Raw genomic sequence first — 20,545 nt, forward strand, 5'->3', positions numbered from 1 at the left:
CATGGAGGCATGGGAAGGCGTGCAATGCTCGATGAACAGCTTGCCTCTGTCACCATCGACGCACTCTGAGTGACGGGACTCACGCGTTCCGGCGCTCCTCGCTCCTCCCGAACTCACGAAGGGCACCGGACATGGGTCCCCATCCTGCGGTCGCGGCGATACGCCTGGCGGTCCGCCGCGTACTCCACGACGTCATCACCGACTTCCACCGCCACGCCGACCACGACCGGCCGGCCGACGGCTCACGCCACTCGGCCCGCGCCCCCCGCTCCCGCTACGCCGAGGCCGGCGCGGCGGGCGGCCCCCGCACCGCCCTCCCCGAACGGCCCGACACCCCGCTGGTGCTCGTCGCCTGTTCCGGCGGCGCCGACTCCATGGCCCTGGCCTCCGCCCTCGCGTTCGAGGCCCGCAAACTCGCCGTCCGGGCCGGCGGCGTCACCGTCGACCACAACCTCCAGCCGGGCTCCGACCTCCGCGCCGCCGAGGTCGTCGCCCGGCTCGCCGCCATGGACCTGGACCCGGTCGAGGCCGTCTCCGTACGGGTCGGCCGCGAGGGCGGACCCGAAGCCGCCGCCCGCGACGCCCGCTACGCCGCCCTCGACGCCGCCGCCGACCGCCACGGCGCCGCCGCCGTCCTGCTCGGCCACACCCGCGACGACCAGGCCGAGACCGTCCTCCTCGGCCTCGCCCGCGGCTCCGGCATCCGCTCCCTGTCCGGCATGGCCGCCGCCTCCGGACCGGCCGGCCGCTACCGCCGCCCCTTCCTCCAGCTCGACCGGCAGACCGCCCGCAAGGCGTGCCTGGCCCAGGCCCTCCCGGTCTGGGACGACCCGCACAACATCGACCCCGCCTACACCCGCTCCCGGCTCCGCCACGAGGGCCTGCCCGCCCTGGAGAAGGCGCTGGGCAAGGGCGTCGTCGAAGCCCTCGCCCGCACGGCCCAGCTCTCCCGCGACGACGCCGACGCCCTCGACACCTGGGCCGCCGAGGCCGAGCTGACCGTACGGGACGAGACCGGCGGCCTGGAGTGCGCCAAGCTCTACGTCCTGCCGCCCGCGGTGCGCCGCCGGGTGCTGCGCCGAGCCGTGATCGAGGCCGGCGCGCCCGCCGGATCGCTCTTCGCCCGGCACGTCGAGGAAGTGGACCGCCTGATCACCGGCTGGCGCGGCCAGCGGGCCATCAACCTGCCCGGCCGCGTCGAGGCCGTGCGGCAGGGTGGCAGACTGGTCATTCGGCAGAGCTGACGCGCAAGCGGCTGAAGTGCAGGCGAACAGCCGGACCCGGCCACGGGGGCGCGCCCCCGGAAGGCCGGCAGGCAGAGAAAGAGACGCGGGTGAACGAGAAGGACATGGGCACCGACCTCCAGTCGGTGCTCCTCACCAAGGAAGAGATCGACGCCAAGCTCGTCGAGCTGGCCGCGAGGATCGACGCGGAGTACGCGGGCAAGGACCTGCTCCTCGTCGGCGTCCTCAAGGGCGCGGTGATGGTCATGGCGGACCTGGCGCGCTCGCTGTCCACCCCCGTCACGATGGACTGGATGGCCGTCTCCTCGTACGGGGCGGGCACCCAGTCCTCCGGCGTCGTCCGCATCCTCAAGGACCTGGACACCGACATCAAGGGCAAGCACGTCCTGATCGTCGAGGACATCATCGACTCCGGTCTGACGCTGTCCTGGCTGCTGTCCAACCTGGGCTCGCGGGAGCCGGCCTCGCTGGAGGTCTGCACCCTGCTGCGCAAGCCGGACGCCGCGAAGGTCGCGATCGACGTGAAGTGGATCGGCTTCGACATCCCCAACGAGTTCGTCGTCGGCTACGGGCTGGACTACGCGGAGAAATACCGCAACCTCCCCTTCGTCGGCACCCTCGCCCCGCACGTCTACGGCGGCTGAGGGAACCCTCGCCGCCTTCGGGCCGTTGAAGCTGCGAAAGCGGGTTTCTCCGCCGTCCCCGGCAGTCGCGGGTGGCGATGCTGGGGTACCGTCCGAAGAACAGTCTTTTCTCACAGCAGCATTTACCTACGGGCAGGAGGGACGGGGCGTCTTCGCTCCGTATGGATGGACGTGAAGCGATACTTCCGTGGGCCGGTCATGTGGATCGTGCTGGCCGTCCTCGCCGTGGTCGTGTTGATGCAGGTCGTCGGCTCGTCGGGCGGCTACAAGACGGTGGACACCGGCAAGGTGATCCAGGCGATCAGCAAGGACCAGGTGGAGCAGGCCAAGCTGACCACCGGTGACGAACAGAATCTCAAGATCGAACTGAAGGACGGCCAGAAGCTCGACGGCGAGTCCGGCAGCAAGTTCCAGGCGAGCTACATCGGCAACCAGGGCGTCGAGCTCGCCGAGACGCTGCAGCAGAAGTTCGAGGCGGGTGACATCGAGAAGGGTTACACCGTCTCGCCGTCGAAGCAGTCCCCGTTCGTCTCGATCCTCCTCTCGCTGCTGCCCTTCGTCCTCATCGTGGTCGTCTTCCTGTTTCTGATGAACCAGATGCAGGGCGGCGGCTCCAAGGTCATGCAGTTCGGCAAGTCCAAGGCCAAGCTGATCACCAAGGACACCCCGAAGACGACCTTCGCCGACGTGGCGGGGTCCGACGAGGCGGTCGAGGAGCTCCACGAGATCAAGGAGTTCCTCCAGGAGCCGGCGAAGTTCCAGGCCGTCGGCGCCAAGATCCCCAAGGGCGTCCTGCTCTACGGGCCGCCCGGTACGGGCAAGACGCTGCTCGCCCGCGCCGTCGCCGGCGAGGCGGGCGTGCCGTTCTACTCGATCTCCGGCTCCGACTTCGTCGAGATGTTCGTCGGCGTCGGCGCCTCGCGGGTGCGCGACCTCTTCGAGCAGGCCAAGGCGAACGCCCCGGCGATCGTCTTCGTCGACGAGATCGACGCCGTCGGCCGCCACCGCGGCGCCGGCATGGGCGGCGGCCACGACGAGCGCGAGCAGACGCTCAACCAGCTCCTCGTGGAGATGGACGGGTTCGACGTGAAGGGCGGCGTCATCCTGATCGCCGCCACGAACCGCCCCGACATCCTGGACCCGGCGCTGCTGCGTCCGGGACGGTTCGACCGGCAGATCGCCGTCGACCGCCCCGACATGCAGGGCCGCCTGGAGATCCTCAAGGTGCACCAGAAGGGCAAGCCCGTGGCGGAGGGCGTCGACCTCGGCGCCGTCGCCCGCCGCACGCCCGGCTTCACCGGCGCCGACCTGGCGAACGTGCTGAACGAGGCCGCGCTCCTGACGGCGCGCAGCAACAAGAAGCTCATCGACAACGAGATGCTCGACGAGGCCATCGACCGCGTCGTGGCGGGTCCGCAGAAGCGGACCCGGATCATGTCCGAGAAGGAGAAGAAGATCACCGCGTACCACGAGGGCGGACACGCCCTGGTCGCGGCGGCCTCTCCCCAGTCGGACCCGGTCCACAAGATCACGATCCTCTCCCGCGGCCGCGCCCTCGGTTACACGATGGTGCTCCCGGAGGAGGACAAGTACTCCACGACGCGCAACGAGATGCTCGACCAGCTCGCGTACATGCTGGGCGGGCGCGCGGCCGAGGAGCTGGTCTTCCACGACCCGACCACCGGCGCGGCCAACGACATCGAGAAGGCCACGGCGACGGCCCGCGCGATGGTCACGCAGTACGGCATGACGGAGCGGCTCGGCGCGATCAAGTTCGGCGGCGACAACTCGGAGCCCTTCCTGGGCCGCGAGATGGGCCACCAGCGCGACTACTCCGAAGAGGTCGCGGCGCTCGTCGACGAAGAGGTCAAGAAGCTCATCGAGACCGCGCACAACGACGCGTGGGAGATCCTCGTCGAGAACCGCGACATCCTCGACGCCCTCGTGCTCGAACTCCTGGAGAAGGAGACGCTCGGCAAGGACGAGATCGCGGAGATCTTCGCTCCGATCGTCAAGCGTCCCGCCCGACCGGCGTGGACCGGTTCCGCCCGGCGCACCCCGTCGACGCGGCCCCCGGTCCTCTCGCCCAAGGAGCTGGCCCTCACCAACGGCAGCGCCACCGCCAACGGTTCGGCCACCCCGCCGGAGATCGCCCCCCCGGCGGACCTCTCCAAGGACATCGCCCCGTCCACCGAGGCGAGCCCCGAGGAGCGCCCCGAGAGTTAGCGCCCGCCCGGCCGGAGCCACCGGCCGGATCGCCCGGCAGGCCCCCGCGCGGGGTCGCACCGGGACCGGAATGGATGCCGCGCCCCCCAGGTTCTAGCCTGTGGGGGCGCGGCTTTTCGTACGCCTGCGAGGTCTGGGCGCGAACCCGCGCACGGGACAGCACAGAGGAACGAGGCAGAGATGACCGACCCGGTGACGTTGGACGGCCAGGGTCCGATCGGCGAGTTCGACGAGAAGCGGGCCGAGGCGGCCGTACGCGAACTGCTCATCGCCGTCGGCGAGGACCCGGACCGCGAGGGGCTGCGGGAGACGCCGGGACGAGTGGCACGGGCGTACAAGGAGGTGTTCGCGGGGCTGTACCAGCAGCCCGAGGACGTCCTGACGACCACGTTCGACCTCGGTCACGACGAGATGGTGCTGGTCAAGGACATCGAGGTGTTCAGCACCTGCGAGCACCACCTGGTGCCGTTCCGGGGCGTGGCGCACGTCGGCTACATCCCGGCGGCCAGCGGCAAGATCACCGGTCTGTCCAAGCTGGCCCGGCTGGTCGACGTCTACGCCCGACGCCCGCAGGTCCAGGAGCGGTTGACGACGCAGATCGCCGAGTCCCTCATGACGGTCCTGGAGCCGCGGGGGGCCATCGTCGTCATCGAGTGCGAGCACATGTGCATGTCGATGCGGGGCATCCGCAAGCCCGGAGCCAAGACCCTCACCTCCGCGGTGCGCGGTCAGCTCCGGGACCCGGCGACGCGCGCCGAGGCGATGAGCCTCATCATGGCGCGCTGACGCCGCGCCGGACGAGGGCGCGGCGGCCGTGTCACGCGGCCGCCGCGCCCGTGCCGTCGTGGTCGTCGCCGTCCTCCGGGAGCCGGCAGACGCGCTCCAGGAAGAGGGCGGCCGCGATGACGGCGATGCCGGCCACCACGGCCGCTCCGGCGTAGATGGCCTGGTCGCGGCGGGCGGGGACGTCGAGGAAGCCGAGCAGGAAGACGCCGGCGCCGCCGTACACCCCGGACGCCAGGGCGGTGACCAGGGCGCTGGCCTGGCCGAAGACGACCGCGCGGGCCGCCATCAGTGGCTCGACGCCCTTCGCGCCGGGGCGGCGCTCGCGCTGGGCGCGGAGCCGGGCGCGGGTGGAGAGGGCGGTCGCCAGGAGGATCACCGCGATCACGGCGAGCACGATCGACGCGGCCAGCGGGACGCTCGGCAGGGTGCCGAGGGAGTCCCAGAGCCGCGCCCCGCCCCAGGAGAGGACGCCCGCGGCGGCGAAGAGGCCCGCCAGCACCCCGAGCCGTAGTTGCTTCACCGAGTGAGCCGCCCTTCGCCTACCGCCTGTGCCCGGTCCGGCCGTGTGCCGGACCGCCGTCCGTCGAGCCTAACGATTACTCGGGCAGGCGCAGTTCCAGGTCGGTGCGGGGCGTGACGCCGTCGCGGCCGACCGACTCCAGGAGCTGGGCGACGGGTCCGGCGCCGGGCAGGTGCGCCTCGGGGTCCACGTCGTGCCAGGGGACGAGGACGAAGGCCCGTTCGCGGGCGCGCGGGTGGGGGAGGGTGAGCACCGGGTCGTCGGAGACGACGTCGGCGTACGCCACGATGTCGACGTCGAGGGTGCGCGGGCCCCAGCGCTCCTCGCGGACCCGGTCGAAGGCCTCCTCGATGGCCTGGCCGCGCTCCAGGAGCGAGGCCGGGGGGAGCGTCGTCTTCACGACGACCACCGCGTTGAAGTAGGCGGGCTGGGACGCGGCGTCCACGCCCCAGGGCTCCGTCTCGTACACCGGGGAGACGGCCTTGACCCGCAGGCCCGGCGTGTCCTCCAGGGCGTCGACGGCCCCCTGGAGGGTCTCCAGGCGGTTGCCCAGGTTCGAGCCGAGGGAGATCACGGCGGGCCGGGGGTTGGAGAGGGTCACGTCGGCGTCGTCCACCTGGCGCACGACCGCGGTCGGAACCGGCTGGGCGGTGGGGTCGCTCTGCCCGTCCTGGGGGAACGAAGTCATACTCGGCTCCGGGTGATGGTGATGGTCACGTCGTCGAAGGGAACGGTGATCGGCGCGTCCGGTTTGTGGACGACGACCTCGACCTCCTGGACCCCGTCGTGCTTCAGGCACTGCTGGGCGATGCGCTCGGCGAGCGTCTCGATCAGGTCGACCGGTTCGCCGGTGACGACGTCGACGACCTCCTCGGCGACCACGCCGTAGTGCACGGTGCGCGTCAGGTCGTCGGCGGCCGCCGCGGGGCGGGTGTCGAGGCCGAGCACCACGTCGACGATGAAGGTCTGGCCCTCCTCCCGCTCCCGGGGGAAGACGCCGTGGTGCCCGCGGGCCTTGAGGCCGCGCAGCGCGACACGATCCACGCGAATCACTCCTGCTGTCGTTGTCGTAAGGGGCGCCCGGTCGCGTGCGGGCGGCGAGGCGCCGTGGGGGCCGAATCTACCCGCGGAGGTCCGCGCCACTCGCCCGTGGGGGCACGGGCGCCGTCCCGCCGGGGCACCCGCCTCCCCGGCCCGGCGGTGGGGCGGGTGCGGGCCCGCACCGGTCCCGTACCCGTTCAGGAGGGCGATTCCCCGTCGTCGTCCCCGTCGGTTTCCGCCAGTACGGGGGAGCCGTGGTGGGACCAGAGCCGCCAGCCGTCCGGGGTGCGGCGGAACACGTTCGTGGCGACGACCGACTGGCCGACCAGGGGGCCCAACGCCTCGCCGTCCTCGGCCGGGCCGCCGCTGAGGATGTTCTCGGTGCAGGTGACCAGGGCGGTGTCGTCGGTCATCGCGACGGCGACGTCGGTGAGGAAGAACTGGATGTACTCGGTGTTCGCCATGATCAGGGCGTAGCTGCGCAGCACCTCGCCCCGGCCCGTGAGGACCGGCCAGCCCGGATGGACGCAGGAGACGGTCAGGTCCTCGCCCGGCAGCCAGAGGCGGGAGAGGGCGTCGTGGTCGCCGCGCTCCACCGCCTCGTAGAAGGCGGCGTTGGCCGCCTCGACCTCCGCGATGTCCGCGGCGGCCTCCGCGTGCTCCTCGTTCACGCGGCTCCCTCGACGGCGCGGGCGACCCGGACCGCGTCGGCGGTGGCCCCCACCGCGTGGACCCGGACCGCCCAGGCCCCGGCCGCCGCGGCGAGGGCCGAGACCGCCGCCGTCGCCGCGTCGCGTTCGCGGGCGGGGGGCGGGGGTGCGCCGGGGCCGGCCAGGACGTGGCCGAGGAAGCGCTTGCGGGAGGCGGCGACCAGCAGCGGGCGGCCCAGTCCGCGCAGCTCGGGCAGGTGCGCGACGAGCGCCAGGTCGTGGGGGGCGTTCTTCGCGAAGCCGAGGCCGGGGTCGAGCACGACGCGCTCGGGCGCCACACCGCCCGCGACGACCGCGTCCAGCCGCTCGCGCAGCTCCGTGAGGACGTCGGCGACGACGTCCCCGTACACCGCGCGGCTGTTCATCGTCGCGCTGAAGCCGCGCCAGTGCATCACGACGAACGGGACCTCGGCGGCGGCGACGGCCGGGATCATCTCCGGGTCGGCGAGGCCGCCGCTGACGTCGTTGACCAGGAGGGCCCCGGCGGCGACGGCCTGGGCGGCGACGCGGGCGCGCATGGTGTCCACGGAGACGACGACGCCCTCGGCGGCCAGTTGCCGCACGACGGGTACGACCCGGCGCAGCTCCTCGGCCTCGTCCACCCGGCTGGCGCCGGGGCGGGTCGACTCGCCGCCGACGTCCACCAGGTCGGCGCCCTCGGAGACCAGGTGGAGGCCGTGCTTGACGGCGGCCGAGGTGTCGAACCAGCGGCCGCCGTCGGAGAAGGAGTCGGGCGTGACGTTGACGACGCCCATGACCGCGCAGCGGTCCCACCCCGGAAGCCCTCGGACCGTGCCCCGCGTGCGTGACGTACTCATACCTCCAGCCTAGGCGCTGCCCGGCGGCCCCTTGCTCCGCGCGCTCTCAGGACGCCGTGCGGGCGGTCCTGGCCGCCGCGCCGGGCACGGGGGCGCCGGCGGTCGCGCGGTCCCCTTCGGCGGCGGCGGCGTCCCGCGCCCGCCGGCCCCCGGCCCGGCGGGCGACGCGGCCGGTGCGCCCGACCGTCCGGCGTACGGCCCGCACGGCCCCTTCCGCGCGGGAGGGGGCGGCCGCCGAGCCCGGCTCCAGGGCGGTGAGGCCGGTCTCGCGGGACCACACCCGGCCGCCCCTCTCCCCGCAGCCCGTCACGGCGGGGGCCCGGCCGTGCGCCCGCGCCTCGTCCATGAACCGCTCGATCGCGCCCGGCCAGGCCTCCACCGCGCCGACGGGGTCGCCGTCGGCGAGCATCGTCCCGCCGACGACCCGGTAGCGGACGGCGGCCCTGCCGCTCGGGGAGAAGACGACGTCCTCACCGCGGCGGAGCGCGGGGCGGGCGGCCGCGCCGGGGCCCCCGTACCGCTCCAGCAGGGCCCGCAGCCGGCTCTCGTCGTCGCCGGTGCGGCGGGCGGCCGGGGGGCCGGGGCGGAGGGCCAGGTAGCCGGTGGCGCCCGCGGTCAGCAGGCCCAGCGCGCCCAGGCAGCAGGCGACGGTCGAGCCGGTCCGCCCGGCGTACTCCACCGGGCCCTCGACGCCGTACAGCCCGTACAGCACGTGCTGGAGGCGGTCGGCGATGGACGGGTCCCCGACGACCCGGCCGGGGCGGGCGTTGACGACGAGCAGGCCGAGCACCAGCGAACCGGCCCCGAACAGCACGAAGTCCGCCGGGGCGCGCCAGCGGCTGCGCGGTTCGATCGGGGCGCGGAAGCCGTCCCGGTGGCGCACCAGCAGCCAGCACAGGGCCAGGGAGGCGGCCGCCCCGACGACCGAGTGCCGGTACGCGAGCTGGACGACGGCCCCCGCGGGCAGCAGGAGGACCGCTGCCCGCCAGGCCCGCCGCTCGTGCCGCCCCAGCCCGTGCGCGAGGAGCAGCAGGAGTACGCCCACGCCCAGCGAGAGCGCGGCGGCGTACGGGACGAGGGCTTCCGGGAGCACGTCGGGGGCGGCGAGCAGGCGGCTGTGCCGGAAGCGGGGGAGGACCCCCGCGGCGACGTCGGCCACCCCGACGGCGGCGCAGGCCAGGGCCGCCGGGGGAGCGACGCGCGGCCCGCGGAGCGATCGGCGGACCCGCTGCGGAACCGGCACCGAATCATCCCCATCCACCGTGACCGACATCGCTTCCCGTGGCTTCGCGGGGTGTGCGCCTTCCGTCCGCCGGGTGAACCCCGTGCGGACGGTGTGTGCCCTGGAGGACGAGTGCGGGGAGGAGCGGGTTCCGCCACATTCCGGAGATTTCCCGCACGGCGCGCACGCCGAGCGCGCGGCGCACGCCGCGACCACCCAGCGCACACCCCGCACGCCGAGCGCGCCGCGCACGCCGAGCAGGCCCCGCACGCCGGGCACGCCGCGCACGCCGAGCAGGCCCCGCACGCCGGGCACGCCGCGACCACCAGCGCGCGCCGAGCCCGCCGCGACCACCAGCGCGCGTCGCGCACACCCGCGCGCCGCGCACGCCCAGCGCGACGCGCCCACCCGCGCCCGGCGCGCGAGCGGGCGCGGAGTGGCAGTCGTGGGATCGGCCGGAGCGGCCTCCGGCTCAGGCGGTGGCGATCGTCGCCACCGTCTCCACGGCGACGGCGGCACGCGGCACGTCCTGCGCGTCCGCGTCGATCGAGCGGCGCAGGGCCTCGTGGAGCCGGGCGGGGGTCAGCACGCCGAGGAAGCGGCCCTCGCTCTCCGCGTCGACGACCGCGATCCACCCCGCGTCGTGCTGGAGCATGGTGGCGAACGCCTGCTTGAGCGGCGCGCCGAGCGGAAGCCATGCCTCCATCCGGCGGGCGTGCTCGCGGACGGCGCCCCCGGCCCGCGCGGCGGTGGCGTCGGCGGGGATCCAGCCGTGCAGGTTGTCCTGCCCGTCAAGGACGACCGCCCAGCGCGCGCCCTCGGTGCGCAGCCGATCGGTGGCGGCGGCCAGCGGGTCGTCGAGGTGGACGACGGGCGGCTGGTCGAGGTCGCTCTCCTCGATGGGCGTCACCGAGAGCCGCTTGAGCCCGCGGTCCGCGCCGACGAAGTCGGCCACGTACGGGGTCGCGGGGGCGCCGAGCACGGTGGCGGGGGAGTCGAACTGCTCGATGCGGCCCTGCCCGTAGACGGCGATCCGGTCGCCGAGGCGGACGGCCTCCTCGATGTCGTGGGTGACGAACAGCACGGTCTTGCGGACCTGGGCCTGGAGTTTCAGGAATTCGTTCTGGAGGCGTTCGCGGACCACCGGGTCGACCGCCCCGAAAGGCTCGTCCATCAGGAGGACGGGCGGGTCGGCGGCCAAGGCGCGGGCGACGCCGACCCGTTGGCGCTGACCGCCGGAGAGCTGTTCCGGATAGCGGTCGCCGTAAACGGAAGGATCGAGTCCGACGAGGTCGAGGAGTTCGGCGGCGCGGGCCCGCCCCTTTCCGCGCTGCCAGCCGAGCAGCCGCGGAACCGTCGCGGTGTTCTCCAGGACCGTCCGGTGCGGGAAGAGGCCGACCTGCTGGATCACATAGCCGATGCGGCGGCGGAGCCGGACGGGGTCGATGGCGGATATGTCGTCCCCGTCGAGGGATATCCGGCCCTCGGTCGGCTCGATCAGCCGGTTCACCATCTTCATGGTGGTCGTCTTGCCGCAGCCGGACGGTCCGACGAGCGTGACCAGTTCACCCTCGGCGACCTCGAAGGAAAGGTCGTCGACGGCGGTGGTGCCGTCGGCGTACCGCTTGGTGACGTGCTCGAAACGGATCATGGTTCCCCATTGTGGAGGGCGTTCTGTGAAGGACATGTTGCTGGAATGCGACAGCCTCCGCGATGACCGCTGGTCGAGGATAGGGTCGTCAGTCATCAGTTCGATACGGCGGCGGCGGGGAATACCGTCCGCGGCGGCGAGGGGAAACGGGAGGTGGGGGGCGGATGGCCGAGCGGAACTGCCTGGTGGCGAACGACTGGATCTGCGGGGAGTATCTGCGCTCCCGCAGCCAGGAGTTGACCGACGCCACCGTGCAGCACATCGGGATCACCGCGGTCTCGGTGCTGATCGGACTGGCGGTCGCCTTTCCCCTGGCCTTGCTCGCCCGCCGGGGCCGGCGTTTCGCCGGGCCGGTGCTGGGACTGACGACCGTGCTCTACACCGTGCCCTCGCTGGCGATGTTCTCGCTGCTGCTGCCCCTGTTCGGGCTGTCGGCCGCGCTGGTCGTCACGGGCCTGGTGCTCTACTCGCTGACCATCCTCGTCCGCAACATCCTGGCCGGTCTCGAAGCCGTGCCGCAGGAGGCCAGGGAGGCGGCGCGCGGGATGGGGTACGGGCCGGCGCGGCTGCTGTGGGAGGTGGAACTCCCCCTGGCGCTCCCGGCGCTGATGGCCGGGGTGCGGATCGCCACCGTCTCGACGGTCGCGCTGACCACGGTCGGCTCCCTCGTCGGCAAGGGGGGCCTCGGCAACCTCATCGAGGACGCGCTGCCGAGCTTCTTCAAGGCCCAGGTGCTCGCCGCGTCCGTGCTGTGCGTGCTGCTCGCGGTCACGGCCGACCTGCTGCTGCTCGGCCTCCAACGGCTGCTGACGCCCTGGACCCGCGCGGCCGGGGGCGGGCGGACGGGCCCGGACGGACCGGGCGTACCGGCGAAGGCGGAGGCGGGCTGACCGTGGGAGTCATCGGCGACGCCTGGACCTGGCTGACCACCGGGGCCAACTGGTCGGGGGAGGGCGGGGCCGCCCACCGGCTCGGCGAGCACCTGTACGTGAGCGGGGTCGCCCTCGCGGTGGCCTGCGCCATCGCCCTGCCCCTCGCCCTGTGGCTGGGGCACATCGGCAAGGGCGGCGCGCTCGCGGTCAACGTCTCCAACGTCGGGCGGGCCGTGCCGGTCTTCGCGGTGCTCGCCCTGTTCATGGTCACGCCCCTGCGCAACTCCGGGTACTGGCCCACCATCATCGCGCTGGTGCTGTTCGCCGTGCCCCCGCTGCTGACCAACGCCCACGTGGGGATGCGGGAGGTGGACCGGGCCGTGGTGGAGGCCGCGCGGGGCATGGGGATGTCGGGCGGCCAGCTCTTCCTCCGGGTCGAACTGCCGCTCGCGTACCCGATGGTCATGACCGGGCTGCGGTCGGCCGCCGTCCAGGTCGTGGCCACCGCGTCGATCGCCGCGATGGTCGGGCTCGGCGGCCTCGGCCGGATCATCACCGCCGGATTCAACACCTACGACACGGCGCAGGTCTTCGCGGGCGCGGTGCTCGTCGCCGGGCTGGCCCTCCTCGTCGAGGGGGTGCTGGTCGCGCTGGACCGGACGCTCTCCCCGCTGCGCCGGCGCGGGCCGGTGTGAGCCCCTCGCGCCACACCCCCATCCCCCTCACTCACCCCCTTTTTTTCTCGGTCGGACGGAGAACACCATGAGCAGGGCCTCGCGCACAGCGGGAGCGGTCATCGGGATGGCGGCGCTGGCCGGGTCCCTCGCGGCCTGCGGCGGCGACAGCCTGGAGCAGCAGAAGGGCGGCTCCCCGGCGGGCGGCGGCGGGAAGGGGTCCCTGGTCGTCGGGTCCGCCTCGTTCACCGAGTCCAAGGTGCTCGCCGAGCTGTACGCGCAGATCCTGGCCGACGCCGGATACGCCACCTCGGTCACCACGGTGAAGAACCGCGAGCTGTACGAACCCTCGCTGGAGAAGGGCGAGGTCGACGTCGTACCGGAATACGCGGCGACCCTCGCCGAATTCCTCAACGCCAAGGTCAACGGGGCCGAGGCGGCCCGGAACAAGCCCGTCGCCTCCGGGGACGCCGGCGCCACGGTCGCCGCCCTGAAGAAGCTCGCCGAACCCCTGGGCCTCACGGTCCTCCCGGCCGGGAAGGCCGTCGACCAGAACGCCTTCGCGGTCTCCGAGGAATTCGCGGAGAAGAACGGCCTCACGACCCTTTCCGACCTGGGGAAGTCGAAGCTGAAGGTGAGGGTCGCGGCGGGCGACGAGTGCGAGGTGCGGCCGTTCTGCGCACCCGGCCTGAAGAAGACGTACGGCATCGACGTCACCGGCGTCGACCCCAAGGGCGTCGGAACCCCGCAGTCCAAGCAGGCCGTGCGCGACGGCAAGGCCCAACTCGTCCTGACGACCACCACGGACGCGGTGCTGGACGGACTGGTCTTCCTGGAGGACGACAAGAAGCTCCAGAACGCGGACAACGTGCTCCCCGTGCTGAATACCGAGGACGCGGGCGCTCCCGCGATCGCCGAGGCGCTCGCCGTTCTCACCTCCGCGCTCACCACGGAAGACCTCGCCGAACTGAACCGGAAGGTCGACGCGGAGCGCGCCAAACCGGCGGACGTGGCGAAGGAGTACCTGCGCGAGAAGAATTTGATCAAGAAGTAGGGGGCTCTTCGCCGGACGCCCGGAAACGGGCGTCCGGCGCCTCAGTGCGCCGTTTCGCCCGGGTGCGAGGTAACCGGCGGGGAACAGATTGCCGGGCGGCCCCCCACCGGGTCCGCACGCACGGTAAATTTCAGGCCATGCCACGTGGACGCCACCGCCATTCGCCGCCCCTCCACAAAATCCTGCCGCCGTCGGCGGTGGCAGGCGTGTCGGTCGTCGGCGCCGCCGGCGCCTGGCTGCTCGCCGAACCCCTCGCCCTGCGCGCCCTGGTGGGGGTCGTCGCGGCCGCCGCCGTCACCGGCGCGTACCTGATGCGGAGCTGGGACCGGGCCGCGGGCCTGCGGGTCGCCGAGCTGACGCGGGCCCGCGCCAACGACGCCTGGCGGGCCGAGGAGCGGATCGCCGAGCTGGAGCAGGACCTGGAGGAGTCGCGCGCCCTGCGCACCCGGCTGGAGACCAAGCTCCGCCGCAAGCGGGTGGAGTTGGCCGGACTCCGCGGCGAGCACGCCGGACTGCTGCGCCGCTACGCCAACGCCGAGACCGAGCGGGCCAGCGCGCTGGAGGGCCGCAGGCGGCTCGCCGTCGAGGCCGCCGCCCCGCACGAGCTGCCGTCCGCCCGGTCCGCGCCGACCCCGGAGTCCTACCGGCGCGCGGACGAGGCGCTGGTGAACCTCACCCGCAACGCGGCGCTCCAGCGGACCCGGCAGCGCGGCGCGCGCGCCCGCGCCGAACTCCCCCCCAGCCAGGGCGCGGAGGGCGGCCCGGAGGGGAAGTCCGCGGCGGTCGCCGGGGCGGGCGGGCCCTCGGACCACCAGCACCGCCGCCCCCCGACCCCGCCCGCTCCGGCCCCCGGCGCACCGGACCCCTCGGCCGCGAGCGCCCTGACCCCCGCGCCCCTCCCCGCCCTCGGCAAGCCCCCGTACGCCCCGCACGCTCCGGCCCCCGACGCCTCCGCCGCGCCGGTGCACGTGCCGCGCACGGCCTCGGCCGTCGTCCCGTACGCCGCGCCGCGCCGGTCCCCGGCGCCCCAGGGCGGCTTCGACTTCTTCGGGGCCAAGAAGGCGAACGCCGCGATCGAGTCCGTGCAGGACGAGGACCTCGCGGACGTCGTCGGCGAGGAGGCGCTCGCCGCCCACCGCACCGGCGCCCCCGCCCCGGAGCGGGACCGGGCCGTCGGCAAGGTCATCGACCTCACCGAGCACGACGAGACCGAGCCGCTCGACATCGTCGAACTGCGCGGCGCGGTCTCCTGACGCCGGGGGCCCCGGCTACTTGTCGATGTCCCCGACGACGAAGAACAGCGAGCCGAGGATCGCCACCATGTCGGCCACCAGGGTGCCCGGCAGCAGCTCGGTGAGCGCCTGGATGTTGTTGAACGAGGCGGAGCGCAGCTTCAGCCGGTACGGCGTCTTCTCGCCCTTGGACACCAGGTAGTAGCCGTTGACGCCGAGCGGGTTCTCCGTCCAGGCGTAGGTGTGGCCCTCGGGGGCCTTGAGCACCTTGGGCAGCCGCTGGTTGATCGGGCCGGGCGCCAGCGCGGCCATCCGGTCCAGGCAGGCGTCCGCCAGGTCCAGGGCGTTCAGCGTCTGCTCCAGCAGGCACTCGAAGCGGGCGAGGCAGTCGCCCTCGGTCCGGGTGACGACCCGCAGGGTGTCCTGGAGCTCCCCGTAGGCGAGGTAGGGCTCGTCGCGCCGCAGGTCGAAGTCGACGCCCGAGGCGCGGGCGATCGGCCCCGACACCCCGTACGCGTGCACCGCCGCGGCGGACAGCACGCCCACCCCGCGCGTGCGGCCCCGGAAGATCTCGTTGCCGAGGACGAGGTCCTCGTACACGTCCATGCGGGAGCGGACGGAGGCGACGGCGTCGCGGACCCGGCCGGTCCAGCCCGCGGGGACGTCCTCCTTGAGGCCGCCGACCCGGTTGAACATGTAGTGCATCCGGCCGCCGGACACCTCCTCCATCACCGCCTGGAGCTCCTCGCGCTCGCGGAAGGCGTGGAACACCGGGGTGATGCCGCCGAGTTCGAGCGGGTAGGAGCCCAGGAACATCAGGTGGTTGAGGACCCGGTTCAGCTCGGCGAGCAGCGTCCGGGTCCAGACCGCGCGCTCGGGGACCTCCATGCCCAGCATCCGCTCGACGGCCATCACGACGCCCAGCTCGTTGGAGAACGCGGAGAGCCAGTCGTGGCGGTTGGCGAGCATGACGATCTGCCGGTAGTCGCGCGCCTCGAACAGCTTCTCCGCGCCCCGGTGCATATAGCCGACGACCGGCTCCGCGTGCTGGACGCGCTCGCCGTCCAGGACGATCCGCAGCCTCAGCACCCCGTGCGTCGACGGGTGCTGGGGTCCGATGTTCAGCACCATGTCGGTGCTCTCCGCCGCGCCGCCGATGCCGATCGTCGTCTCCGTCATGCGGCCCAGTATTCCCTGGCCCGGCCGCGCCGCGGCCCTCACCCGCGATCCGGCCCCACCCGGTGCAGCAGCCAGCCGAAGTCGCCGAGGCCGCCGGGCGCGGTCAGCTCCGCCGCCTCGCCCGCCGCCGCCAGCGCCCGCACATAGCCCGCCGGGTCGGTGGCGGCCAGGCTCAGCGGGGGCCGCCGCCCGTCGATCCCCAGCCGCCCGAGCGCCGTGCGTTGGTCGGTCAGCTCCGGCGCCCGGCCCGGCGCGGCCGGGACCGCCGCCGCGCACGCGTCGAGCGCCACGTGCGCGGTCAGGTCGCACGAGCCGTCCGGCACCGGGCGCACCTCGCGCCCGCCCCGGAAGCCGGTCAGCGTCCCGAAGGGCGGCCGCCCGCCCCGGACGTGCGCGTAGTCCACCGCCACCGCGAGCCCGGCGGCGAGCGAGCCGACCGCCCGCGCCCAGGCCGCGTCGCGGGGGCGGCCGATCTCCGCCCGCTCGCCCGGTGCGGACAGCGGCCACCACCGCTCCAGCCACCGGGCGTCGGCCCCCGCCACCGGGTCGCCCAGCGCCTCCGCGCCGTCCGAGGTCCGCACCCGCACGTACCGGGGGACCCCGTCCGCGTCCGCCTCCGCCACGTCGACCGGCACGTCGTCCAGCCACTCGTTGGCGAACAGCAGCCCGGTGACCCCCTGGGGCGGCTCGGCGCACCACTGGACGCGGGGGTCCAGCCCCGGCGGCCGGGGGGCGACCTCGACCGCGTACGGGGTCACCGCGAGCCCGTCCGGCACCGCGGCCAGCACCCCGGTCAGCAGCTCGCCGCGCCCCGCGCCGACGTCGACCAGCGCGACCGCGTCGGCGTCCAGCTCCCGCGCGGTCCGGACCAGCAGCCGGGCCACCGCCGCCGCGAACAGCGGCGAGGCGTGCACCGACGTACGGAAGTGGCCCGCCGGCCCCCGCGGACTGCGGACCGGGCTGCGGTAGAAGCCCTCGTCCCCGTACAGAGCGGCCTCCGCCGCCTCCCGCCACCCGCGCCACTCGTCTTCCACACGGGCCAGTCTCCACCTTGGGGAGTACGGTGCCGGGACCCGGATCGCCCCTCCGGTTGACCCGGTGGCGATCCGCTGTCCCTACGCTGGGTCGCGTGCAGCGCCTCTACGCTTTCCTCCGCAGACACCCGACGGGCGTCGACGTCTTCTGGGCGGTCGTCCTCCTCGGGCTCTCCGGCCTGTCGCTGGCGTCGGGCATGTACGACGACGGGCGGGAGGAGATCCTCGCCGTTCCGGTTGTGCTCGGGCTCTCCGCCGTGGTGGCCCTGCGCCGCCGCGCGACCGAGAAGGCGCTGCTGCTCGCCATCGCGGTCGGCGTCGCCCAACTGGTCCTGGACGTCCAGCCGTCCATCGGGGACTTCGCGCTGCTCGTGGTGGTGTACACGGCGGCCGCGGACGGGGAGCGCTGGGCCTCCCGGCTCGCCCTCGCCGGCAGCCTGAGCGCCGCTGCGCTGGCGCAGCTCCGTTGGCCGGAGGCGGAGTCCGGCGGGTCGTGGGCCCAGACGGTCTTCATCACCGTCGTCATGACCGTGCCGTTCGTGCTGGCCTGGGTGCTCGGCGACTCGCTGCGGACCCGGCGGGCCTACTTCAGCCAGCTGGAGGAGCGCGCCGCCCGCCTGGAGCGGGAGCGGGAGGCGCAGTCGAAGGTCGCCGTGGCCGCCGAGCGCGCCCGGATCGCCCGCGAGCTGCACGACGTCGTCGCGCACAACGTCTCCGTCATGGTCGTCCAGGCCGACGGCGCCGCCTACGTCATGGACGCCGCCCCCGACCAGGCCCGCCAGGCGCTGGAGACCATCTCCGGCACCGGCCGCCAGGCGCTCGCCGAGATGCGCCGCCTGCTCGGGGTGCTGCGCACCGGCGACGCCCCGGAGAGCGGGGAGTACGTTCCGCAGCCGGACGTGGAGCAGATCGAGGACCTGGTCGAGCAGGTCCGGCGGACCGGCCTGGAGGTCGACTTCAAGGTCGAGGGCACCGCCCGCCCGCTGCCCAGCGGCGTGGAGCTGACCGCGTACCGCATCGTCCAGGAAGCCCTCACCAACACCCGCAAGCACGGCGGCCCCGACGCCGGGGCCAGCGTCCGGCTGGTCTACTTCGACGACGGCCTCGGCCTGCTCGTCGAGGACGACGGCCGGGGGGCCGCGCACGAGCTGTACGCGGACGGCGGCGCGGACGGCGCCGGGCACGGGATGATCGGGATGCGGGAGCGGGTCGGCATGGTCGGCGGCACCCTGGACGCCGGGCCGAGGCCCGGCGGCGGATTCCGGATCAGCGCCCTGCTGCCGCTCAAGCCCGCCGACTGACCGGCCGCCCCGACCGCCCGCCACCCACCGAGGACAGGACACGATCCCCATGAACCCCGCCATCCGCGTGATGCTCGTCGACGACCAGATGCTGCTGCGGACCGGGTTCCGGATGGTGCTCGCCGCCCAGCCCGACATGGAGGTGGTGGCCGAGGCCGGGGACGGGGCCGAGGCGATCGAGAACCTCCGGTCCACGGCCGTGGACGTGGTCCTCATGGACGTCCGTATGCCCCGGCTGGACGGCGTCGAGGCGACCCGCCGCATCTGCGCGCAGCCCGACCCGCCCAAGGTGCTCATCCTGACCACGTTCGACCTCGACGAGTACGCCTTCTCCGGGCTGAAGGCCGGGGCCAGCGGCTTCATGCTCAAGGACGTGCCGCCCGCCGAACTGCTCACCGCGATCCGCTCCGTGCACAGCGGGGACGCGGTCGTCGCCCCCTCCACCACCCGCCGGCTGCTCGACCGGTTCGCGCCGCTGCTGCCCAGCGGCGCGAAGGAGCCGAAGAACAAGCACGTCGCCAAGCTCACCGAACGCGAGCGGGAGGTCATGCTCCTGGTCGCGCAGGGGTTGTCGAACGGGGAGATCGCGGCCCGGCTCGTGCTCTCCGAGGCGACGGTCAAGACGCACGTCGGCCGCATCCTCACCAAGCTGGGCCTCCGCGACCGGGTCCAGGTCGTCGTCCTCGCGTACGAGAGCGGCCTGGTCCGGGCGGGCGGCGGCGCGGGCTGAGCGGGGCGGCCGCCCGGCGTACGGGCCGGCCGCCCGGCCGATCCGCCCGGACGGCCTCAGCGCAGCACGCCCTCCAGGAAGTCGCTGCCGAGCCGGGCCACCACGGTCAGGTCCAACTGGTGCAGCACGTACCGCCCCCGGCGGCGCGTCGTGATCAGGCCCGCCTTCTTGAGCACGGAGAGGTGCCGGGAGACCTCGGGGGCGGTGATCCCGTGCGAGTCGGCCAGCTCGCCGGTGGTGTACGGGGAGCGGGCCAGGTTCCGGCAGAGCCGCATCCGCAGCGGGTGGGCCAGCGCCTCCAGCCGCAGGCTGAGCAGCTCGACGGAGGCGGGCGCGGGCAGGTCGGGCAGGTGGACCGGGTAGTGGAGCACCGGCCGCCAGCCCGGAGCGTGCAGCACCATCAGGTGCGGCCACCCGAGGCTGGTCGGGATGAGCGTCAGCCCCCGGCCGACGTCCGGGTCGACGGCGGTGGTCCGGCCCTCGCTGAGCTTGTCGACGCTGATCAGGCCGGCGGCCTCGTCCAGCGCCACCGCCGAGGAGGCCGCGCCGACCGCGTCGGCGAGCCCCTTGCGCCGCAGCAGCTCCGTCTTGTGCCGGGCGTCGGCGGCCAACTGGACGCAGACGCGCCGCCAGGTGTCCGCGAAGAACGCCTGGTCGCAGTCCTCGAACAGGCGCCGGATCCAGCCGCGTACGGAGACGGGGTCGGCCAGCAGCCGCTGGGTGAACTCCACCTGCCGCGGGCCGCGCGCCGCCGCCAGGTCCAGGGCGCGGGCGCGCATCCGGACGTCGCTCAGCGGCGAGGGCGCGCCGGCCCCGTACGGGCCGGCGCAGGTGAACTCCAGGGCCGCCGCGACGAACCGCTCGTCGTCCAGCCGGTCCAGCAGGTCCAGGTCCTCGGCGAGGGTGGCCCCGGTCCCGCCGTCGCCGCCGCGGATTCCGGAGAACGGCATGAAGACGTCGGAGAAGGTGTTCCGCCAGAGGAACTCCGCCTCCACCATCCGGTCCGCCAGTTCCGGCTCCAGCGCCGTGGTGATCGCGGTGGCCCAGCCGTGCAGCCCCGGATGGTGGCCGGGCTCGGAGAGGGCGTGCAGGGCGGCCCCCAGTTCGGCGAGGGGCGAGGTCGCGAAAACGACGCGGTCGGCGGGCAGGCCCGCGATGTCTATGTACACGCTCACCTCCCCATACTGGGCCCCTCCGGACGCGGCGGCGCCCCACTTGACGGCCGCCGTCAATCGGCGGGCGGAGCCGCCGCGACCCGCCCACGCTGGAGGCATGAACGCCTTGCAGCAGCACATGCTCGACGCCTGGCGCGCGACCGCGCTCGGGCGGCCCGCGCCCCCGCCGCCCGGCCGGGACGACCGCTCGGCCCTGCGCTCCCTGTACCGGCACTGGCTCACCCACCCGCCGGCGCCCCGCACCCCGCGCCCGGACGGCGGCGCCGGCCCGCCCGTACGGTGAGGACGCGGCGGGGGCGGGCCCGGCCAGGCCGCCTCCGCACCGGCCCGGGGACCGCGCGGCACCGGTCCCCGCCCGCCCCGCCGGGTTGTCCACAGGCTGTGGGCGGCGTCGGAGCCGAGGCGAAACGCTGGCGTAACATGCAGAGAAAT

Annotated in this window: 20 protein-coding genes and 1 pseudogene; 11 read left to right on the forward strand and 10 right to left on the reverse strand. The window is 74.0% G+C overall.

Annotated elements, in window-relative coordinates:
• Nucleotides 1-131: 131 nt before the first annotated feature.
• The 4 genes from tilS to folE all read left to right on the forward strand — a co-directional run bounded on the left by tilS (nt 132) and on the right by folE (nt 4,900).
• On the forward strand, nt 132-1,244 hold the full coding sequence (tilS, locus tag ACZ6EJ_RS16655) for a tRNA lysidine(34) synthetase TilS (RefSeq protein WP_469267823.1): 1,113 nt from the start codon (nt 132-134) through the stop codon (nt 1,242-1,244).
• A gap of 104 nt (nt 1,245-1,348) precedes the next feature.
• Nucleotides 1,349-1,888: a hypoxanthine phosphoribosyltransferase gene (gene hpt, locus ACZ6EJ_RS16660; protein ID WP_469267859.1), complete on the forward strand. Its 540-nt coding sequence runs from the start codon at nt 1,349-1,351 to the stop codon at nt 1,886-1,888.
• 165 nt (nt 1,889-2,053) lie between these two features.
• Nucleotides 2,054-4,114 (forward strand): ATP-dependent zinc metalloprotease FtsH, encoded by a 2,061-nt coding sequence (gene ftsH, locus ACZ6EJ_RS16665; RefSeq protein ID WP_469267824.1) that lies wholly within the window; start codon nt 2,054-2,056, stop codon nt 4,112-4,114.
• Nucleotides 4,115-4,294: 180 nt separating this feature from the next.
• Nucleotides 4,295-4,900 (forward strand): GTP cyclohydrolase I FolE, encoded by a 606-nt coding sequence (folE, locus tag ACZ6EJ_RS16670; protein WP_469267825.1) that lies wholly within the window; start codon nt 4,295-4,297, stop codon nt 4,898-4,900.
• A 31-nt stretch (nt 4,901-4,931) separates the two neighbouring features.
• Here the strand turns inward: folE and ACZ6EJ_RS16675 are convergent, their stop codons facing one another.
• The 7 genes and pseudogenes from ACZ6EJ_RS16675 to ACZ6EJ_RS16705 form a co-directional block, all read right to left on the reverse strand.
• On the reverse strand, nt 4,932-5,420 hold the full coding sequence (locus ACZ6EJ_RS16675) for a DUF3180 domain-containing protein (protein ID WP_469267826.1): 489 nt from the start codon (nt 5,418-5,420) through the stop codon (nt 4,932-4,934).
• A 76-nt stretch (nt 5,421-5,496) separates the two neighbouring features.
• Nucleotides 5,497-6,108, reverse strand: coding sequence for a 2-amino-4-hydroxy-6-hydroxymethyldihydropteridine diphosphokinase (gene folK / locus ACZ6EJ_RS16680; RefSeq protein WP_469267827.1), 612 nt, complete (start codon nt 6,106-6,108; stop codon nt 5,497-5,499).
• Nucleotides 6,105-6,464, reverse strand: coding sequence for a dihydroneopterin aldolase (folB, locus tag ACZ6EJ_RS16685; RefSeq protein WP_469267828.1), 360 nt, complete (start codon nt 6,462-6,464; stop codon nt 6,105-6,107). The genes folK and folB overlap by 4 nt, the downstream gene beginning before the upstream one ends.
• A 194-nt stretch (nt 6,465-6,658) precedes the next feature.
• On the reverse strand, nt 6,659-7,132 hold the full coding sequence (locus ACZ6EJ_RS16690) for a nuclear transport factor 2 family protein (RefSeq protein WP_469267829.1): 474 nt from the start codon (nt 7,130-7,132) through the stop codon (nt 6,659-6,661).
• Nucleotides 7,129-7,989: a dihydropteroate synthase gene (gene folP, locus ACZ6EJ_RS16695; protein WP_469267830.1), complete on the reverse strand. Its 861-nt coding sequence runs from the start codon at nt 7,987-7,989 to the stop codon at nt 7,129-7,131. The genes ACZ6EJ_RS16690 and folP overlap by 4 nt, the downstream gene beginning before the upstream one ends.
• A 91-nt stretch (nt 7,990-8,080) precedes the next feature.
• Nucleotides 8,081-9,262: pseudogene (locus ACZ6EJ_RS16700) on the reverse strand (phosphatidylglycerol lysyltransferase domain-containing protein); the annotation flags it as partial.
• Between the two features lie 421 nt (nt 9,263-9,683).
• The gene (locus tag ACZ6EJ_RS16705) at nt 9,684-10,862 is read right to left on the reverse strand and encodes an ABC transporter ATP-binding protein (RefSeq protein ID WP_469267831.1); all 1,179 of its coding nucleotides are present in this window, start codon (nt 10,860-10,862) and stop codon (nt 9,684-9,686) included.
• Nucleotides 10,863-11,026: 164 nt separating this feature from the next.
• Between ACZ6EJ_RS16705 and ACZ6EJ_RS16710 the strand changes: the two genes are divergently transcribed.
• From ACZ6EJ_RS16710 to ACZ6EJ_RS16725, 4 genes are all read left to right on the forward strand, one after another.
• The gene (locus ACZ6EJ_RS16710; RefSeq protein ID WP_469267832.1) at nt 11,027-11,752 is read left to right on the forward strand and encodes an ABC transporter permease; all 726 of its coding nucleotides are present in this window, start codon (nt 11,027-11,029) and stop codon (nt 11,750-11,752) included.
• A gap of 2 nt (nt 11,753-11,754) precedes the next feature.
• Nucleotides 11,755-12,429, forward strand: a complete 675-nt coding sequence (locus ACZ6EJ_RS16715) for an ABC transporter permease (RefSeq protein ID WP_469267833.1) — start codon at nt 11,755-11,757, stop codon at nt 12,427-12,429.
• 67 nt (nt 12,430-12,496) lie between these two features.
• Nucleotides 12,497-13,462 (forward strand): ABC transporter substrate-binding protein, encoded by a 966-nt coding sequence (locus tag ACZ6EJ_RS16720; protein WP_469267834.1) that lies wholly within the window; start codon nt 12,497-12,499, stop codon nt 13,460-13,462.
• A 137-nt stretch (nt 13,463-13,599) separates the two neighbouring features.
• A complete protein-coding gene (locus tag ACZ6EJ_RS16725) occupies nt 13,600-14,715 on the forward strand; it encodes a hypothetical protein (RefSeq protein ID WP_469267835.1) in 1,116 nt (371 codons plus the stop codon).
• A 15-nt stretch (nt 14,716-14,730) separates the two neighbouring features.
• Here ACZ6EJ_RS16725 and ACZ6EJ_RS16730 read toward each other — a convergent pair whose 3' ends face one another.
• A complete protein-coding gene (locus ACZ6EJ_RS16730) occupies nt 14,731-15,873 on the reverse strand; it encodes an NADH-quinone oxidoreductase subunit D (protein WP_469267836.1) in 1,143 nt (380 codons plus the stop codon).
• Between the two features lie 38 nt (nt 15,874-15,911).
• A complete protein-coding gene (locus ACZ6EJ_RS16735; RefSeq protein WP_469267837.1) occupies nt 15,912-16,907 on the reverse strand; it encodes an SAM-dependent methyltransferase in 996 nt (331 codons plus the stop codon).
• A gap of 95 nt (nt 16,908-17,002) precedes the next feature.
• Here ACZ6EJ_RS16735 and ACZ6EJ_RS16740 point away from each other — a divergent pair, with 95 nt between their 5' ends.
• Together ACZ6EJ_RS16740 and ACZ6EJ_RS16745 are read left to right on the forward strand one after the other, a co-directional pair.
• Complete coding sequence (locus ACZ6EJ_RS16740; protein WP_469267838.1) at nt 17,003-18,208, forward strand: sensor histidine kinase; 1,206 nt, start codon at nt 17,003-17,005, stop codon at nt 18,206-18,208.
• Between the two features lie 49 nt (nt 18,209-18,257).
• Nucleotides 18,258-18,938 (forward strand): response regulator transcription factor, encoded by a 681-nt coding sequence (locus ACZ6EJ_RS16745; protein ID WP_469267839.1) that lies wholly within the window; start codon nt 18,258-18,260, stop codon nt 18,936-18,938.
• Nucleotides 18,939-18,994: 56 nt separating this feature from the next.
• Here the strand turns inward: ACZ6EJ_RS16745 and ACZ6EJ_RS16750 are convergent, their stop codons facing one another.
• Complete coding sequence (locus ACZ6EJ_RS16750; protein ID WP_469267860.1) at nt 18,995-20,107, reverse strand: DUF5937 family protein; 1,113 nt, start codon at nt 20,105-20,107, stop codon at nt 18,995-18,997.
• Between the two features lie 103 nt (nt 20,108-20,210).
• On the opposite strand from ACZ6EJ_RS16750, the gene ACZ6EJ_RS16755 reads away from it, so the two are divergent.
• The gene (locus ACZ6EJ_RS16755; RefSeq protein ID WP_469267840.1) at nt 20,211-20,396 is read left to right on the forward strand and encodes a hypothetical protein; all 186 of its coding nucleotides are present in this window, start codon (nt 20,211-20,213) and stop codon (nt 20,394-20,396) included.
• Nucleotides 20,397-20,545 lie beyond the last annotated feature (149 nt).

The sequence above is a fragment of the Streptomyces sp. NPDC041970 genome, assembly GCF_055588985.1.

Excerpts from the sequence above, each read along its gene's own strand:
- tilS (WP_469267823.1), top strand. The coding sequence starts at position 132 with ATGGGTCCCCATCCTGCGGTCGCGGCGATACGCCTGGCGGTCCGCCGC.
- hpt (WP_469267859.1), top strand. The coding sequence starts at position 1,349 with ATGGGCACCGACCTCCAGTCGGTGCTCCTCACCAAGGAAGAGATCGAC.
- ftsH (WP_469267824.1), top strand. The coding sequence starts at position 2,054 with ATGGACGTGAAGCGATACTTCCGTGGGCCGGTCATGTGGATCGTGCTG.
- folE (WP_469267825.1), top strand. The coding sequence starts at position 4,295 with ATGACCGACCCGGTGACGTTGGACGGCCAGGGTCCGATCGGCGAGTTC.
- folK (WP_469267827.1), bottom strand. The coding sequence starts at position 6,108 with ATGACTTCGTTCCCCCAGGACGGGCAGAGCGACCCCACCGCCCAGCCG.
- folP (WP_469267830.1), bottom strand. The coding sequence starts at position 7,989 with ATGAGTACGTCACGCACGCGGGGCACGGTCCGAGGGCTTCCGGGGTGG.
- ACZ6EJ_RS16705 (WP_469267831.1), bottom strand. The coding sequence starts at position 10,862 with ATGATCCGTTTCGAGCACGTCACCAAGCGGTACGCCGACGGCACCACC.
- ACZ6EJ_RS16710 (WP_469267832.1), top strand. The coding sequence starts at position 11,027 with ATGGCCGAGCGGAACTGCCTGGTGGCGAACGACTGGATCTGCGGGGAG.
- ACZ6EJ_RS16720 (WP_469267834.1), top strand. The coding sequence starts at position 12,497 with ATGAGCAGGGCCTCGCGCACAGCGGGAGCGGTCATCGGGATGGCGGCG.
- ACZ6EJ_RS16725 (WP_469267835.1), top strand. The coding sequence starts at position 13,600 with ATGCCACGTGGACGCCACCGCCATTCGCCGCCCCTCCACAAAATCCTG.
- ACZ6EJ_RS16730 (WP_469267836.1), bottom strand. The coding sequence starts at position 15,873 with ATGACGGAGACGACGATCGGCATCGGCGGCGCGGCGGAGAGCACCGAC.
- ACZ6EJ_RS16745 (WP_469267839.1), top strand. The coding sequence starts at position 18,258 with ATGAACCCCGCCATCCGCGTGATGCTCGTCGACGACCAGATGCTGCTG.
- ACZ6EJ_RS16755 (WP_469267840.1), top strand. The coding sequence starts at position 20,211 with ATGAACGCCTTGCAGCAGCACATGCTCGACGCCTGGCGCGCGACCGCG.